Origin of the sequence: Arthrobacter sp. StoSoilB5 (assembly GCF_019977235.1) — a bacterium.
Taxonomy (GTDB): domain Bacteria; phylum Actinomycetota; class Actinomycetes; order Actinomycetales; family Micrococcaceae; genus Arthrobacter.
Window position 1 is genome coordinate 3,396,294 of the sequence record NZ_AP024646.1, and the last position, 14,227, is coordinate 3,410,520.

14 protein-coding genes and 1 other RNA gene are annotated in these 14,227 nt (G+C 61.9%); 6 read left to right on the top strand and 9 right to left on the bottom strand.

Annotated elements, in window-relative coordinates:
* Positions 1-302: 302 nt before the first annotated feature.
* Positions 303-694: RNase P RNA component class A (gene rnpB, locus LDN75_RS15325), an RNA gene on the bottom strand.
* 57 nt (positions 695-751) lie between these two features.
* On the opposite strand from rnpB, the gene LDN75_RS15330 reads away from it, so the two are divergent.
* Positions 752-1,516, top strand: a complete 765-nt coding sequence (locus LDN75_RS15330; protein WP_223933203.1) for a peroxide stress protein YaaA — start codon at positions 752-754, stop codon at positions 1,514-1,516.
* A gap of 1 nt (position 1,517) precedes the next feature.
* Here LDN75_RS15330 and LDN75_RS15335 read toward each other — a convergent pair whose 3' ends face one another.
* Both LDN75_RS15335 and LDN75_RS15340 read right to left on the bottom strand, forming a co-directional pair.
* The gene (locus LDN75_RS15335) at positions 1,518-2,255 is read right to left on the bottom strand and encodes a C4-type zinc ribbon domain-containing protein (RefSeq protein WP_223933204.1); all 738 of its coding nucleotides are present in this window, start codon (positions 2,253-2,255) and stop codon (positions 1,518-1,520) included.
* An 84-nt stretch (positions 2,256-2,339) separates the two neighbouring features.
* Positions 2,340-3,251, bottom strand: a complete 912-nt coding sequence (locus LDN75_RS15340; protein WP_223933206.1) for a Nif3-like dinuclear metal center hexameric protein — start codon at positions 3,249-3,251, stop codon at positions 2,340-2,342.
* 124 nt (positions 3,252-3,375) lie between these two features.
* Between LDN75_RS15340 and msrA the strand changes: the two genes are divergently transcribed.
* From msrA to epsC, 3 genes are all read left to right on the top strand, one after another.
* The gene (gene msrA, locus LDN75_RS15345; protein ID WP_223933208.1) at positions 3,376-3,900 is read left to right on the top strand and encodes a peptide-methionine (S)-S-oxide reductase MsrA; all 525 of its coding nucleotides are present in this window, start codon (positions 3,376-3,378) and stop codon (positions 3,898-3,900) included.
* Between the two features lie 66 nt (positions 3,901-3,966).
* Positions 3,967-4,902: a cysteine synthase A gene (gene cysK / locus LDN75_RS15350; RefSeq protein ID WP_223933210.1), complete on the top strand. Its 936-nt coding sequence runs from the start codon at positions 3,967-3,969 to the stop codon at positions 4,900-4,902.
* Between the two features lie 41 nt (positions 4,903-4,943).
* Entirely contained in the window at positions 4,944-5,528 is a 585-nt protein-coding gene (epsC, locus tag LDN75_RS15355; RefSeq protein ID WP_223933212.1) for a serine O-acetyltransferase EpsC, read from the top strand.
* A gap of 5 nt (positions 5,529-5,533) precedes the next feature.
* Here the strand turns inward: epsC and LDN75_RS15360 are convergent, their stop codons facing one another.
* Together LDN75_RS15360 and gndA are read right to left on the bottom strand one after the other, a co-directional pair.
* Positions 5,534-6,367 carry an oxidoreductase gene (locus LDN75_RS15360; RefSeq protein ID WP_223933213.1) on the bottom strand — a complete coding sequence of 278 codons (834 nt, stop codon included), beginning with the start codon at positions 6,365-6,367 and terminating at the stop codon, positions 5,534-5,536.
* Positions 6,368-6,481: 114 nt separating this feature from the next.
* Positions 6,482-7,918 carry an NADP-dependent phosphogluconate dehydrogenase gene (gene gndA, locus LDN75_RS15365; RefSeq protein ID WP_223933214.1) on the bottom strand — a complete coding sequence of 479 codons (1,437 nt, stop codon included), beginning with the start codon at positions 7,916-7,918 and terminating at the stop codon, positions 6,482-6,484.
* 239 nt (positions 7,919-8,157) lie between these two features.
* On the opposite strand from gndA, the gene LDN75_RS15370 reads away from it, so the two are divergent.
* On the top strand, positions 8,158-8,886 hold the full coding sequence (locus tag LDN75_RS15370; protein ID WP_223933215.1) for an FCD domain-containing protein: 729 nt from the start codon (positions 8,158-8,160) through the stop codon (positions 8,884-8,886).
* Here the strand turns inward: LDN75_RS15370 and LDN75_RS15375 are convergent.
* The 3 genes from LDN75_RS15375 to LDN75_RS15385 are packed head-to-tail and all read right to left on the bottom strand — an operon-like array spanning position 8,883 to position 11,633.
* The gene (locus LDN75_RS15375) at positions 8,883-9,932 is read right to left on the bottom strand and encodes an L-idonate 5-dehydrogenase (RefSeq protein ID WP_223933217.1); all 1,050 of its coding nucleotides are present in this window, start codon (positions 9,930-9,932) and stop codon (positions 8,883-8,885) included. The two genes, LDN75_RS15370 and LDN75_RS15375, sit on opposite strands and share 4 nt — an antisense overlap.
* On the bottom strand, positions 9,932-10,702 hold the full coding sequence (locus tag LDN75_RS15380) for an SDR family oxidoreductase (protein WP_223933219.1): 771 nt from the start codon (positions 10,700-10,702) through the stop codon (positions 9,932-9,934). The genes LDN75_RS15375 and LDN75_RS15380 overlap by 1 nt, the downstream gene beginning before the upstream one ends.
* Positions 10,703-10,721: 19 nt before the next feature.
* The gene (locus LDN75_RS15385) at positions 10,722-11,633 is read right to left on the bottom strand and encodes an NAD(P)-dependent oxidoreductase (protein ID WP_223933220.1); all 912 of its coding nucleotides are present in this window, start codon (positions 11,631-11,633) and stop codon (positions 10,722-10,724) included.
* A 70-nt stretch (positions 11,634-11,703) separates the two neighbouring features.
* Between LDN75_RS15385 and LDN75_RS15390 the strand changes: the two genes are divergently transcribed.
* Positions 11,704-12,771 (top strand): D-2-hydroxyacid dehydrogenase, encoded by a 1,068-nt coding sequence (locus LDN75_RS15390; RefSeq protein ID WP_223933222.1) that lies wholly within the window; start codon positions 11,704-11,706, stop codon positions 12,769-12,771.
* Positions 12,772-12,845: 74 nt separating this feature from the next.
* Here LDN75_RS15390 and LDN75_RS15395 read toward each other — a convergent pair whose 3' ends face one another.
* Positions 12,846-14,204, bottom strand: coding sequence for an MFS transporter (locus tag LDN75_RS15395; RefSeq protein ID WP_223933224.1), 1,359 nt, complete (start codon positions 14,202-14,204; stop codon positions 12,846-12,848).
* Positions 14,205-14,227: the final 23 nt, after the last annotated feature.

Here is a 14,227-nt window from a genome sequence, read left to right on the forward strand (position 1 = left end):
TGACGTCTGGCTCACAGAACTACCTTCCTTGGGTCAACCACATACGTCCTCGTATGCAGATGGCGGCCGCCCGGAGTAATCCTGCGGCACAAGCACTGGCCGGGCTTCGGTCCACCCACAGCGCCTTGAACGATTGCAAAGAAAAGACCGCCGGCTGCGAACGCAGTCCCGGCGGCAGAACATCCACGTTCATAACAAGTCTAAGGCGGAAGGACGCACTGTTGGGCGCCCCGGGGCGTGAAATCACTCACATGGCAGTCACAATGAACGTCACAATGCCCGTGACCTCAGTGGCAAATGTGTGGATGGGTTGACCGATACGCCGGGTTCTGTCATCCCCTGCCGTTACCGGCGAGGGAGTAGCGGCCATCCATCTACGAACGCCGTTGCCGACGCCCTCCAGCGGCCTACCCGGACACTCGGGCGAGCAGCCCTCAAACGTGTCCTGTCTGGCCTTGCTCCGGGTGGGGTTTACCTAGCCTCCCCGGTCACCCAGGGAGCTGGTGGTCTCTTACACCACCGTTTCACCCTTACCTGCTGCCTACCGATGCAAGCATCGGCCAGCGCAGGCGGTCTGTTCTCTGTGGCACTGGCCTGCGGGTTACCCCGAGTGGGCGTTACCCACCACCCTGCTCTGCGGAGCCCGGACGTTCCTCGAGCCACTTGCGTGACGCGCGGCCGCCTGGTCAACCCATCCGCCGTACAGTCTACCGGCGTCGGAGGTGGCTTCAGTCCCCGGTAATATCGACGGGTGCTGATTCTGCTGCCGCCTTCCGAAGGCAAGACCCCCGCCGTCAAAGGTCCCGCCGTGGCCTGGGAATCCCTCAGCTTTCCCGAGCTGAACCCGTACCGCGCCAAGGTCCTGGAATCGTTGGGCACCGTCAGCGCGCACGAGGACGCTCTGGCATTGCTGGGCGTTGGCGCCTCGCTGAAGGACGACGTCGAACGTAATACCAGGCTGCACGCCGAGCCGGCGGCGCCCGCTCACCAGGTCTACTCAGGTGTCCTTTATGACGCGCTTGGCTACAACTCCATGACGACGTCCCAGCGCCGCAAGGCTACCGAATCCATTCTGGTGGTTTCGGCCCTGTGGGGCGCCATCGGTTTTGGCGACCAAGTGCCCGCCTACCGGCTGTCCATGGGAACGGCACTGCCCGACGTCGGACGCCTCGCCTCCTTCTGGAAACCGCACCTCAAAGCGGCCCTCGCCCAACGGGCTGAAAGAGAATTGCTGGTGGATTGCCGTTCCAGCACATACGCAGCAGCATGGGCTCCACCAGCAGCGCAAACCGTCACGGTGAATGTGTTCAGTGAGGCAAACGGCAAGCGCACAGTGGTGAGCCACTTTGCCAAGCACACGCGGGGTGAGTTTGCCAGGCATCTGCTGACCAGGCGCAGCAAGGCCCCTGCCGCACCTGATCAGCTGCTAAAGGCCGCCAAAGAAGTCTGGACAGCGGAGCTTGTTCCCGGGACGCCCCGCAAGCCGCACGCCCTCAACATCATCCTGGCTGGCTAGATCAATTCCACTCGGCCGAACGGACCAGGATGCAGCCTGAGTCAGGGCAGAAGACGATGTCGTCGTCAGCGGCAGCCTTGACTTCGGCGAGGTCGCCGGGGCTGAGCATCATGCCTGAACCTTCCGACTTACCGTGGAAAAGGCGCGCGGCGCCAACTCCCCGTTTGGCGATCGTCTTCTCGTAAACCGCCAACATTCCGGCGTCAAGGGCTTCCGCGAAGGCGGCCCGCTGCCCCCTGACTGTGGTTTCCTCCGCTGCGATCTCTGCGATTGCTTCATCCAATTCCGCGCGGATACTAGCGAATGAACCCTGGATGTCGTCCACAATGACCTGTTGTGCGGCCTGGCGCTCCCGCAGGGTGTCGAGCCGCTCAAGAATTTCGAGCTCGACATCTTCAAGGTCGGAGCGGCGCTTATTAAGGGACGCAATATCACTTTGGAGCGCAACGAGGTCCTTGGAGAGGCCGGTTCCGCTGTTGAGCCTGGCTTCGTCCCGTTCGATGCGGGATGCGACCTGCTCCACGTCCGCTTCCGAACGACGCAGTTCGGCTTCGGCGTCGTGTACGGCCATCTTGGCCGCACCCAGCTCACCATTGGCAACGCTGAGTGCATCCTGCAGGTCGGCTATCCGCGGATCTGTTTCCAGCACCTTCCGGCGGCCCGCCAACGACTTGAGCTTGGCGTCCAGTCCCTGCAGTTCAAGCAATTTCAATTGTTCTGCCGGTGCTGCTTTCGCCACGCTTACCTCCGCTTGTCACTTCCGGGCCTGGGGATCAGTACCGGATGGACGGCCTGTGTTGGGACTGTCCGTGTCTTCTAGACTCTAGTCCCCGCCGGGAGTGAGTATGAAGTCCCAAGGATCGCTGTTGGTGCTGCTGACACGGATCTCGACGTCGTAGCCCTGATCAGCCAGTACGTTGCCAAGCGCTTCCGCGGCTACGGGCAGCCACAGCCATTCGCTGGCAAAGTGCGAGACGTCGATGAGGTAGGGCCGGCCGTTGACCGCGCCTTCACGCGCTTCCGACGCCGGATGGTGCCGCATGTCAGCTGTAACATACACATCTGCGTTGCTGGCCCTGACAGCATCGAACAAGCTGTCCCCCGCGCCACCGCAGACGGCGACACGCCGCAGCAGCCCGTCCTTGTCACCGGCCACGCGGACGCCTCCGGCCACCGCGGGAAGCATCCCGAAGACGCGGGCAGCGAAATCACCCAGCGTCATCAGCTCAGGAAGATCACCAACCCTGCCAATGCCTTCCTCGGGCAAGCCATTGGCAGCAGGGGTAAGAGGAACGACATTCTCCAGGCCAAAGGCGTCCGCCAATACGTCGGATACACCCCCGACGGCGGAGTCACCGTTGGTATGGACGGTAAGGAGTCCCGTGCCCGCTTCGATCAGCCGATGCACGGCCAAGCCCTTCGCGGAAGTGGCGGCGACGGAGTTCACGCCCTTGAGCAGCAACGGATGATGCGTAATCAGGAGCCCGGCGCCCCACTCAATGGCTTCGTCTATGACTGCCAAGGTGGGATCCACAGCAAACAGGATCTTGGTGATGGGCGCGTTGGGGCGCCCCACTACGAGGCCCACCTCGTCCCAATCCTCAGCCAAGGACTCTGGCCAGAGTTCCTCAACGGCAAGCAACACCTGGCCAAGGGTCGGGTCCCCGCTTGCTTCCACTGTCCCGGCGTCGTCGCTGGAATCCGCATCAGAAATGGCGGTGTCTACTGCTTCCATACTCTTATTCTTACCTACTGGGCCCGATGGGGCAGTCTTGGTAGCCGCCGCACCTGCCCAGTGGCGTTATTGTCCCGTAAGGTAATGCGGGAATCATCAGGCCCTCCAATCCATTGAAGAGATCATGAAAACTTTTGTACTTGGTGGTGGATGTTTCTGGTGCCTGGATGCCGTGTACCAGAAAACCCGTGGCGTCAGTTCCGTGGTCTCCGGCTACACAGGGGGCCATGTCCGCAATCCCGATTACTACGACGTCTGCTCGGGAACCACCGGTCATGCGGAGGTGGTTGCGGTGACATTCGATGAAACCGTGGTGCCGGAGGAAGTCATTCTCGACATGTTCTTCGCGTTGCACGACCCCACCACCTTGAACCGGCAGGGCTACGACACAGGCACCCAATACCGTTCGTCGATGTTCTACACCACTACCGAGGAAAAGATCCTCTTCGAGGAAGCAATCGAACGCGCCCAATCCTTGTGGGCCAATCCGATAGTGACGGAAGTGAGCCGGCTACCCGAGTTCTACGAGGCAGAGGAAGTCCATCAGAACTATTACGCCAAGTTCCCATACCAGGGTTACTGTCAGGTCATCATCAATCCCAAGCTGGCCAAGGCCCGGAAATATTACTCTGCATGGCTAACTGCTTAGCAGGGTGTCGATGCGGCTGGTTAGGCTGACCTCAGCATTCCCTCTTCAGAGATAGGCATAATCTTCATGGCAAGGATCTACGACGACGTCACCCAGCTGGTCGGCCGCACTCCGCTGGTCCGTTTGAACCGGCTTACCGAAGGCCTCGAGGCCACTGTTGCGGTCAAGCTTGAGTTCTACAACCCGGCCAACAGCGTGAAGGACCGCATCGGCGTGGCCATCATCGACGCCGCCGAAAAGTCCGGTGCCCTGAAGCCGGGTGGAACCATCGTGGAAGGTACCTCGGGCAACACGGGAATCGCGCTGGCCCTGGTGGGTGCTGCGCGCGGTTACAAGGTCATCCTGACAATGCCTGAGACGATGTCCACGGAACGCCGTGTCATGCTGCGCGCCTACGGTGCAGAGATCGTGCTGACGCCGGGTTCCGAAGGCATGCGCGGGGCTGTTGAAAAGGCCCAGGAAATTGTTGCCAACACGGAGAACTCCGTCTGGGCGCAGCAGTTCGCCAACCCGGCCAACCCTGAGATCCACCGCAACACCACTGCCGAGGAAATCTGGGCTGACACCGATGGCGAAGTAGATATCTTCGTTGGCGGCGTCGGCACCGGCGGTACCGTGACCGGCGTGGGACAGGTCCTCAAGGAGCGCAAGCCCGAAGTCCAGATCATTGCAGTCGAGCCCAAGGACTCCCCCATCCTTAATGGTGGCAGCCCGGGTCCGCACAAGATCCAGGGCCTCGGCGCCAACTTCGTCCCGGAGGTCCTGGACACCAACGTCTACGACGAAGTTCTCGACGCGACCCTTGAAGACTCCGTCGCCACGGCCCGCGCCCTCGGTTCCAAGGAAGGTGTCCTCGCCGGCATCTCCGGCGGTGCCGCGGTATGGGGTGCCTTGGAGGTCGCCAAGCGACCCGAGAACAAGGGCAAGCTGATCGTCGTGATCGTCCCGGACTTCGGAGAGCGTTACATCTCCACAGTGCTTTTTGACGATATCCGCGGCTAACACTTCGCCCGCAAGCATTCATTTCCTGTAGAAAGGTCTTTGTGAGCTTCTTCGCAAGGCTTAAGGAAGACCTCGACGCCGCCCGGTCACATGACCCGGCGGCTCGAGGTTCTTTTGAGAACTTTTTCGCCTACTCCGGCCTCCATGCCATCTGGGCACACCGTGTGACCCACAAGCTCTGGCAAAACCCGGCCCTTCGCTTCCCTGCCCGCCTGATTTCACAGTTGGCGAGGTTCCTGACGGGCATCGAAATCCATCCGGGCGCAACCATCGGCCGGCGCTTCTTCATCGACCATGGCATGGGTGTCGTGATCGGCGAAACAGCCGAAATCGGCGAGGACGTGATGATTTATCACGGTGTGACGCTGGGTGGCCGGTCCCTTGCCAAGGTCAAGCGCCATCCCACCATCGGGGATCGGGTGACCATCGGCGCCGGCGCCAAGGTCCTGGGACCCATCACCATCGGCGCAGACAGCGCAATTGGCGCAAACGCCGTAGTGGTGAAGAACGCTCCCCCGGAGTCGATCATCACCGGCATTCCAGCCACGTGGCGGCACCGCGATGCGAAATCCGAAACCAAACCGGCGGTTGACCCGGCCGAGTACTACATCGAATACCGGATCTAGCTGAGCTACCCGGTGAATCTCTTGTAGGAGTTCCAAAGCACCGCGTCGAAGGCGCGGTCAGGAAGCAACCTGCGCAACGCCAGGACGCTCCAGGCTCCCCTGCCCACCGGGTAGCGGGTCCTGGGGCGTTTTGCCGTTGCCGCACGAACTATTGCCCTCGCCACGACCCTCGGGGGTGTAGACAAAATCTGTCCGGACGTTGACGCCAGAGCGGCTGCCATGACGTTGGCCTGCTCTTTGTATGGACCCCTACCGGACGCAGACAACAGGCCTTCGCCGGCGAGGGTTCCCCATTCGGTGTCCGTGCCGGCCGGCTCAATGAGGACGACGTCGATGCCGTGCGGCTTCAACTCGAGCCGCAAGGAATCACTCATCCCCTCCACCGCGAATTTTGTTCCGTGGTACCAAGCGCCCAGGGGCTCATAGATCTTTCCGCCGATGGACGAGACGTTGATGATCCGACCAGAACCGACTTGCCGCATCCTGGGAATGACGAGTTGTGTCATCCTCGCCAAACCCATCACGTTCACGTCGAATTGGCGCCTGCCTTCGGCCAAAGGAACCTCTTCCAGGGAGCCATAGGAGCCGTACCCTGCGTTGTTCACCAGTACATCAATGTGTCCGTGTGCAGCCTCAACAAGTGCCACAGCTGAGGCCACGGACTCTTCTACCGTCACGTCAAGATGCATGACGGTGATTCCCTGGGCCTGAAGAGGATGCATCTTCTCCACTCGGCGCGCACCGGCGTAGACAATGAATCCGTGGGACCTCAGGGCACGCGCCGTCTCGAAACCGATGCCGGTAGACGCTCCAGTGACAAAGGCAATACGGTCGGTCATGGCACTGGCTCCTTGACTCGTGGCACTCGCCGCGATGGCCCAGTACCCGTTCCGGCACGGCAAAGGCCGGCTCCTCCCAGCGTATCGGGGAAGAACCGGCCCTGCGGTGGATACCTAGTGGGTGTCGACTGCCGAGATCTCGGACTTGTCTTCGCCCCACAGAGTGTGGAACGTACCTTCGGCATCAACGCGGCCGTAGGTGTGCGCACCGAAGAGGTCGCGCTGGCCCTGGATCAGCGCAGCGGCAACGCGCTTGCGACGCAGGCCGTCGTAGTATGCCAGCGAGGAGGAGAAGACCGGTACCGGGATGCCCAGCTGGACAGCGGTAGCTACAACGCGGCGCCAGGCCGGGAGGGCTTCGGCGATGGCCTTGGTGAAGGCCGGCGCGAACAGGAGGTTTGCTGGCTTCTCTTCGGCCGCGTAGGCCTTGGTGATGTCCTTGAGCAGCTCGGCGCGGATGATGCAGCCGGCACGCCACAGCGAGGCGATCTCGTCCAGCTTAAGGTCCCAGCCGTACTCCTTGGCAGCGGAGGTCAGCATGTCCAGGCCCTGTGCGTAGGAGACCAGCTTGGAGGCGTACAGCGCCTGGCGGACGTCCTCGACGAACGTTTCGGGGATTTCCACGGAAGCTTCTTCGCCTGCCAGCAGTTCCTGGCCGAGCTTACGCTGCTCGGTCTGGGAAGAGAGTGCGCGGGCGAAAACGGATTCGGCGATGCCGGAGACCGGGGAGCCAAGCTCGAGGGCGGAGATAACGGTCCAGCGTCCGGTGCCCTTCTGGCCTGCGGCGTCCACCACGACATCAACGAAAGGCTTGCCGGTCTTGGCGTCAACGTGGCCCAGGACCTCGGCGGAGATTTCGATCAGGAAGGAGGACAGATCGCCCTTGTTCCACTCAGCGAAAATCTTGGACTGCTCGGCCGGCTCAATGCCCGCACCTGAACGGAGGAGGTCGAAAGCTTCACCGATGACCTGCATGTCGGCGTATTCGATGCCGTTGTGGACCATCTTGACGAAGTGGCCGGCGCCGTCGGTACCGATCCAGGCGCAGCACGGCTCGCCGTCCACCTTGGCGGAAATCTTTTCCAGCAGCGGGCCAAGGGCGTCGTAGGACTCCCTGGAACCACCGGGCATGATCGAAGGACCATTCAGCGCGCCTTCTTCACCACCGGAAACGCCAACGCCCACAAAGTGCAGGTCCTTCTTGGCCAAGGCGGCTTCGCGGCGGCGGGTGTCCTCGTAGTGCGAGTTACCGGCGTCGATGATGATGTCGCCGGCCTCAAGCAGCGGCTCGAGCTGCTCGATGACGTTGTCGACGGGAGCGCCGGCCTTGACCATGATGAGGACGCGGCGGGGCTTTTCGAGGGAGTCGACGAGTTCCTGCAGCGATTCCGTGCGGATGAAATCGCCATCCGTGCCGTGCTTTTCCAGCAGGGCGTCAGTCTTTTCCACGGAGCGGTTGTGGAGAGCCACGGTGAAGCCGTTGCGGGCAAGGTTGCGGGCCAGGTTGGCGCCCATCACCGCAAGGCCGGTGACACCGATGTGTGCTGACATCAAAACTCCAATTCGATCGTGTACAAACAGTCCTGCGGACACGCAGGAAGCGATTTCATAACCAGGGGCTGTAATAAACCATACGTATCTAAGCCGTGAGCGGGAAAGCAGCGCCCACGTTTTGGAACGGCGCCGCGTCATAAACAGTCTATGATGCGCGAACGTTCCGCAGACTCTCGGGGCGCCAAGGACATCGGAGGCTGCACGCGGAATGTCTTCGCCCCACTATGCTTACGTCTATGTCAACCAGCCTCCACCACCGCGCCGTAGAGCATCTGGGAACCCGGATCGTGGGCGGCGCCCTTCCCACCGGCCACGTCATGCTGGCCGAACATTTGGAAGATGAGCTCAACGTTTCGCGCTCGGTGGTCCGGGAGGCCGTCCGCGTGCTGCAATCGCTGGGCCTGGTGGAGACGATCAAGCGTGTAGGAATCCGTGTCCTCCCCGCCCATCGTTGGAATCCTTTCGATCCACTGGTCATCCGCTGGCGTTTGGCTGGCGAGGGCCGTGGCGCCCAGTTGCGGTCCCTCGCGGAGCTGCGGTCCGCCGTCGAGCCTGTTGCTGCAGAACTGGCAGCCGGCAACGCTCCGGAAAGCCTCCGCCAGGAACTTGTGGACATTTCGCTGGCCATGAAGGAGGCCGGCGACGCCGGTGACATGCCACGGTTCCTGGACCTTGATATCCGGTTCCATGCGCTGGTGCTTTCCGGCTCCGGGAACGAAATGTTTGCCAACCTGATTGGCCAAGTGACAGAGACCCTGACGGGACGTACGGTGCACGGACTCATGCCGGAGCACCCGCAGAAGCAGGCGCTGCAGTGGCATATTGACGTCGCCCACGCCATCGACGCCGGCGACGGCCAGCAGGCCAGGGACGCGGCCGGAAAAATAATGCGCCAAACGATCGCGGAGCTGGCGCCCAGTTGGAACGACCAGCCCCGCGTCTTCGTACCCGTGGCGAAGAACTAGCGCTGGAAGTTCAGGAGGACTTTGCCGGATTCGGCGGAGTTCCTGGCCACTTCAAATGCCTCAAGTCCGTGTGCGAGGTCAAACTCGTGCGTGACAACCGGATCCACAAACAGCGATCCGTCCGCCAATGCCGCAATGACGTCATCGATTTCGTTGTTGAAGCGGAAGGAGCCCCGCAGTTCCAGTTCGCGGGTTATGGCCAGCGAAATGAACACCGGCTGCGGCCCTGACGGCAAAAGTCCCACCATGACCACTGTGCCGCCGCGGGTGGCTCCCTTGATGGCCGAGGCCAGTCCGTAGTGGCTCCCGGAAGACTCAATGACGACGTCGGCGTCCACCGCGGCGATGGCCTCGGCCTGGTCACCTTTGAGCACGGCATCGGCGCCGACGGCCTGGGCGATCTCCAGCGGCTTGTCATGCATGTCGACGGCGACAATCCGGGCCGCGCCGGCACGCTTGAGGACGGCGACCGTCAGGGCCCCGATGGGTCCGCTGCCGATCACCAGCGCGGTCTTCCCTTGGACGTCCCCGGTGCGGGCGACCGCGTGCCAGGCGACGCTGGCAGGTTCGACCAACGCCGCGGTCCGCAGGTCAAGGGTGTCGGGAAGGGCACGGAGCATCCGTGAGGGCAGGTTCGCGTAACGGCTGAACGCGCCGTCGGTGTGCGGGTAGCGGGCAGCACTGCCCAGGTAGGTGCAGCCCGGGGAAAGGTTGGGCCGGTCCTCCGGGTAGCGGACCTCGCCCGGGGCCGGGGTCGCCGGGTGGACGGCCACGGGCGTTCCAGCCGCCGGGCCGGTACCATCGGCTGCCTGCTGGATGACCACACCAACGATTTCGTGGCCGAGTACCATCGGCGCCTTGAGGATGGACTCGCCCGCTGCGCCATGGAGCCAGTAGTGCAGATCAGATCCGCAAATACCGCCATAGGCAATCTCCACGATCGATTCGTCCACCGCCGGTACGGTCAACGGGATGTCCTCAATGCGCAGGTCACCCTTGCCATGGGCTACGACGGCAGGGCCGGAGGTTGGAAGCTTGATGCCCATCAGACCACCACCGTCATTCCACCATCGACGAAGATCGTCTGGCCGTTAACAAAGTTGGACGCCTGGGACGCGAGCCAGACCGTAGGTCCGGCGAGGTCGGCCACCGTTCCCCAACGATTCGCCGGGGTCCTGCCCAGGATCCAGGAATTGAACGCCTCATCATCCACCAGGTTCTGCGTCATCTCAGTGTGGATGTAGCCGGGGGCGATGCCGTTGATCTGCAAGCCGGAGGCGGCCCACTCAGCAGTCATGGCGCGGGTGAGGTTCCGCAACCCACCCTTGGCGGCGACATACGGGGCGATCGTGGGACGGGCAAGGTCGGTCTGCACCGAGCAGATGTTGATGATCTTCCCCCGACCCCGCGGGATCATGTGCCGGGCGGCCTCCCGGCCCACCAGGAAGGCGCTGGTCAGGTCCGTGGTGATCACGCGGTCCCAGTCCTTGACGTCGAGGTCAAGCATCGGAACCCGGTGCTGGATGCCGGCGTTGTTCACCAGGATGTCCAACGGCCCCACAGTGCCCTCGATCCATTGCACGCCTTCAGCTGCCGAGGTGGCATCTGTGACGTCGAAAGCCCGGCTGAAGACCCGACCGTCGGGATAATCGGCAGCCATGGCATCGTGCGCCGTGGCCAGCCGTTCCGGATTGATCCCGTTGAGCACCACCGTAGCGCCGGCATCTGCCAGGCCACGGGCAAGGGCATTGCCGATCCCCCGGCTGGATCCAGTAACCAAGGCGATGCGCCCGGTCAGGTCGAATAGTCCACTCATAGTCTGCGTTCTTTCCTTCTCAGTTGGTGCCCGGAGAGCCAGCTGCGGCCAAGCTCATGTTGGCTATGGCTTTGCGGACAACGGCGAGGTCCTGGTCACCGAGTCCTTGCCGTTTCAGTTCGGCATAGAGTTCAATGGCTGCCGAGGCCATCGGAACGGCAACTCCGATCGATTCCGCACTTTGGACCACAAAGGCCAGATCCTTGTGCATGAACTTTGCCGGACCTGTGGGGGCATAGTCCTTGGCGGCAAGTCGAGGACCCACGATCTCCAAGACCTTGCTTCCGGCCAGGCCACCGGCCAGCACGTCGTAGAGGGCACTGACATCCATGCCCGAGCGTTCAGCGAGCTCGGCTGCCTCGGCGAGTGCCGCCGTCGTGGTCCCCACTATCAGTTGGTTGCACGCTTTGGCGAGCGAGCCGGAACCCAGCGGCCCCATGCGGCGGACGGTGGTTCCCATGGTTTCGAACAGCGGCATGAGCCGTTCAAAGTCCGCTTCCGATGCCCCTGCCATGATGGCCAGCGTTCCGTTCTCCGCCCCCGTGGTCCCGCCACTCACGGGCGCGTCAACCACCACCGCGTTTCCACCGCTGGCCTCACGGACGGTTTCGCCAAACTCCTGGACCGCCGCTGGCGACACACTGCTCATCACGATGACGGCGGTGCCCGGCTGGGGTGCTTCGGCGCGCCATGCATCGAGCAAGCCTTGTGCTGCTGCCTCAATCAAGGGCAAATCGGGGAGCATGAAAACGATGGTTGGTTCGTCCCGGAGCTCGGCAAGGGTGTCTACGCGACTGATGCCGGCAAGGCCTTGGAAAACAGTGTCGGAACGGTTCCACGCCGTGACAGCCCATCCCGCTTTGGCGATGTTGGCGGCCATAGGAGCTCCCATGAGCCCCAAGCCCACGAAACCCACACGTTTGCTGGTCATTTTGTGAAGAACCTCACTTCTTTGTGTCCACCAAAAGAAAATCTGTTCAATATCCTAGCCTCCATTCAGTATGATGAACACTATGACGACTGATGAACTTACCATCGCGATCGCTGTACCGCTCGAAGCTGAGCATGTGGAGCGTATCCGCGCCGTAGACCCCTCCATAACTGTTCTGTACGAACCCGACCTCCTTCCACCCGAACGCTTCCCGGCCGACCACAGCGGGGACCCGGATTTCAAACGCACCCCCGACCAGGAAGAACGCTACTGGGCCATGCTTAACCGGGCCCAGGTTCTCTACGGCTTCCCCAACGAAAGCCCGGCCGGCCTTGCCCGGATTGCCCAGAGCAATCCGCACCTTCAATGGATTCACGCCATGGCCGCCGGCGCCGGCGGAGCCGTCAAGGCTTCGGGGCTGGACACTGAAACGCTACGGAAATTCCGCGTGACTACTTCAGCCGGGGTCCACGCGTTGCCGCTCGCGGAGTTCTCCGCCTTTGGCATCCTCAACGGCTTCAAGCGCAGCGCCGAAATGGCCCAGGACCAAGCCGCCAAGGTTTGGCCCGAATTGCGGACACCCACCAAGTTGGTCAACGGGTCCAAAGTGGTCATCGCAGGGCTCGGCGAGATCGGCATGGAAACAGCGCGCATAGCCCGCGCTTTGGGCATGAAGGTCAGCGGCACCAAGCGCAACGTTGAGGCTATCGAAGGGATCGACGAGGTCACCGACAACGACAGCCTCCCACGCCTGCTTTCCAGCGCTGACGCCGTAGTAAACACGCTCCCCGGAACGCCTTACACGGAAAAACTGTTCAACAAGGACGCCTTCGATGCGATGAAGCCAGGAACGGTCTTCGTCAACGTTGGCCGCGGAACCGTGGTGGACGAGGACGCACTCCTGGAAGCCCTCAACAACGGGCAGGTGGCTTATGCCTGCCTGGACGTCTTTGCCGTCGAGCCCCTCCCGCAGGACAGCCCGCTGTGGAACCATCCGCAGGTCCTGGTGTCGCCGCACACCTCCGCACTGAGCACGGCCGAGAACCGCCTCATTGCCGAACGATTCTGCAGCAACCTCCGCGCCTTCCTCGACGGTGGCGACCTTCCCCACTTGGTGGATCCGGTTCACTTCTACTAAGCCTCCGTAAACTCCAACAGAAAGGCTCCGACCCCGCCGGGGTCGGAGCCTTTCCAGTCTGAACTGCCGCTGGACTACTTCGCGTCCTCAAGAGAACGAAGGTCGCGTCCAGCTGTTTCAGGCGTAAAGAACGTCGTAATGAAAGAAATCAGCGCCAACACGAGTGAGTAGACCGCAAGGACCACCCAGGAGTTGTGCGTGGCAGCCAGGAGGATCGCGCCAAGCAGCGGTACAAGGCCGCCCGCCAGCACGGCAGAGATTTCCCGGCTCAGGGCAACGCCGGTGAAGCGATACTGGGAACCAAACAGCTCAGGCAACAAAGGGCACTGCGGCCCCAGCATGGACTGGACACCCAGTGCGATGCCAACCACCATGACAGCCCATACGAGCGTCACATTTCCAAGGGTCACCAGATAGAAGGCCGGGATGGCAAAGAACGCTTGGAACAAGGCCCCGTAGCGGTAGACGCGCACTCGGCCAAAGCGGTCCGAGAGAGCACCGAAGGTGACCACCATGACGGCTGCGAATCCGGCGGCTATCAGGAGTCCCACAGGGCCAATGAACTTGTCCCCAGGGAAGACACCTTCCTTGACCGACATGAAGGAAATCAGCAGTGCCGAGTAGATGGAAGAATTGCCGTTCTCTCCCATACGGAGTCCTATGCCGACAAGCACGTTCCTTCTGGAGTGCTTCCAAAGCTGCCCGACAGGGTTTTTGACCACATTCTTGTGCTTCTCCAACTCCTGAAACACTGGGGTTTCCTTCAACCTCAGGCGAATGAAGACGGCAACAATGATCAGTACAAAGCTGGCAAGGAACGGCACCCTCCAGAGCCAGGCCTCAAAGGCATCCTTATTCGCCAGTTGCAGCAGCGCGAACGTTCCAGCACCCAGTAGCGTTCCCAGCTGAATACCCACGAATGGTAGCGACGCGAAGTACCCGCGGCGTTTCGGCGGCGCTACCTCGGATATCAAGGTTGTGGCCCCAGCTTGCTCCGCCCCGGCACCCAAACCCTGGATGATGCGCAACGTCACAAGGAGCACGGCGCCGAGCATTCCGGCCTGTTCGAAGGTGGGCAGCAGGCCGATGGCAAAGCTGGCGAGTCCCATCATGCCGATTGTCAGCAAGAGGACCATTTTGCGGCCAAACCTGTCTCCGATGAATCCGAAGAAAATACCGCCGAACGGCCTGGCCGCAAATCCCACTCCGTAGGTGGCAAAGGAGGCGATCAAAGCGCCACTCTCACCCAACGGCTTGAAGAACAAGGGCCCGAAGATCAACGCCGAGGCCAGTCCATAAATGTAGAAATCGTAGTACTCCAGGGCAGAACCCACGGAGCTGGCCAGCGTCGCCCTACGAAGCTGTTCCGGCTCAACAACAGCATCGTCAGCTTCAGCTGCGAGCTTTGCATTAGTACGAGTTGTCACAAGCACTCCCTCAAAATCACCCCAGGCCC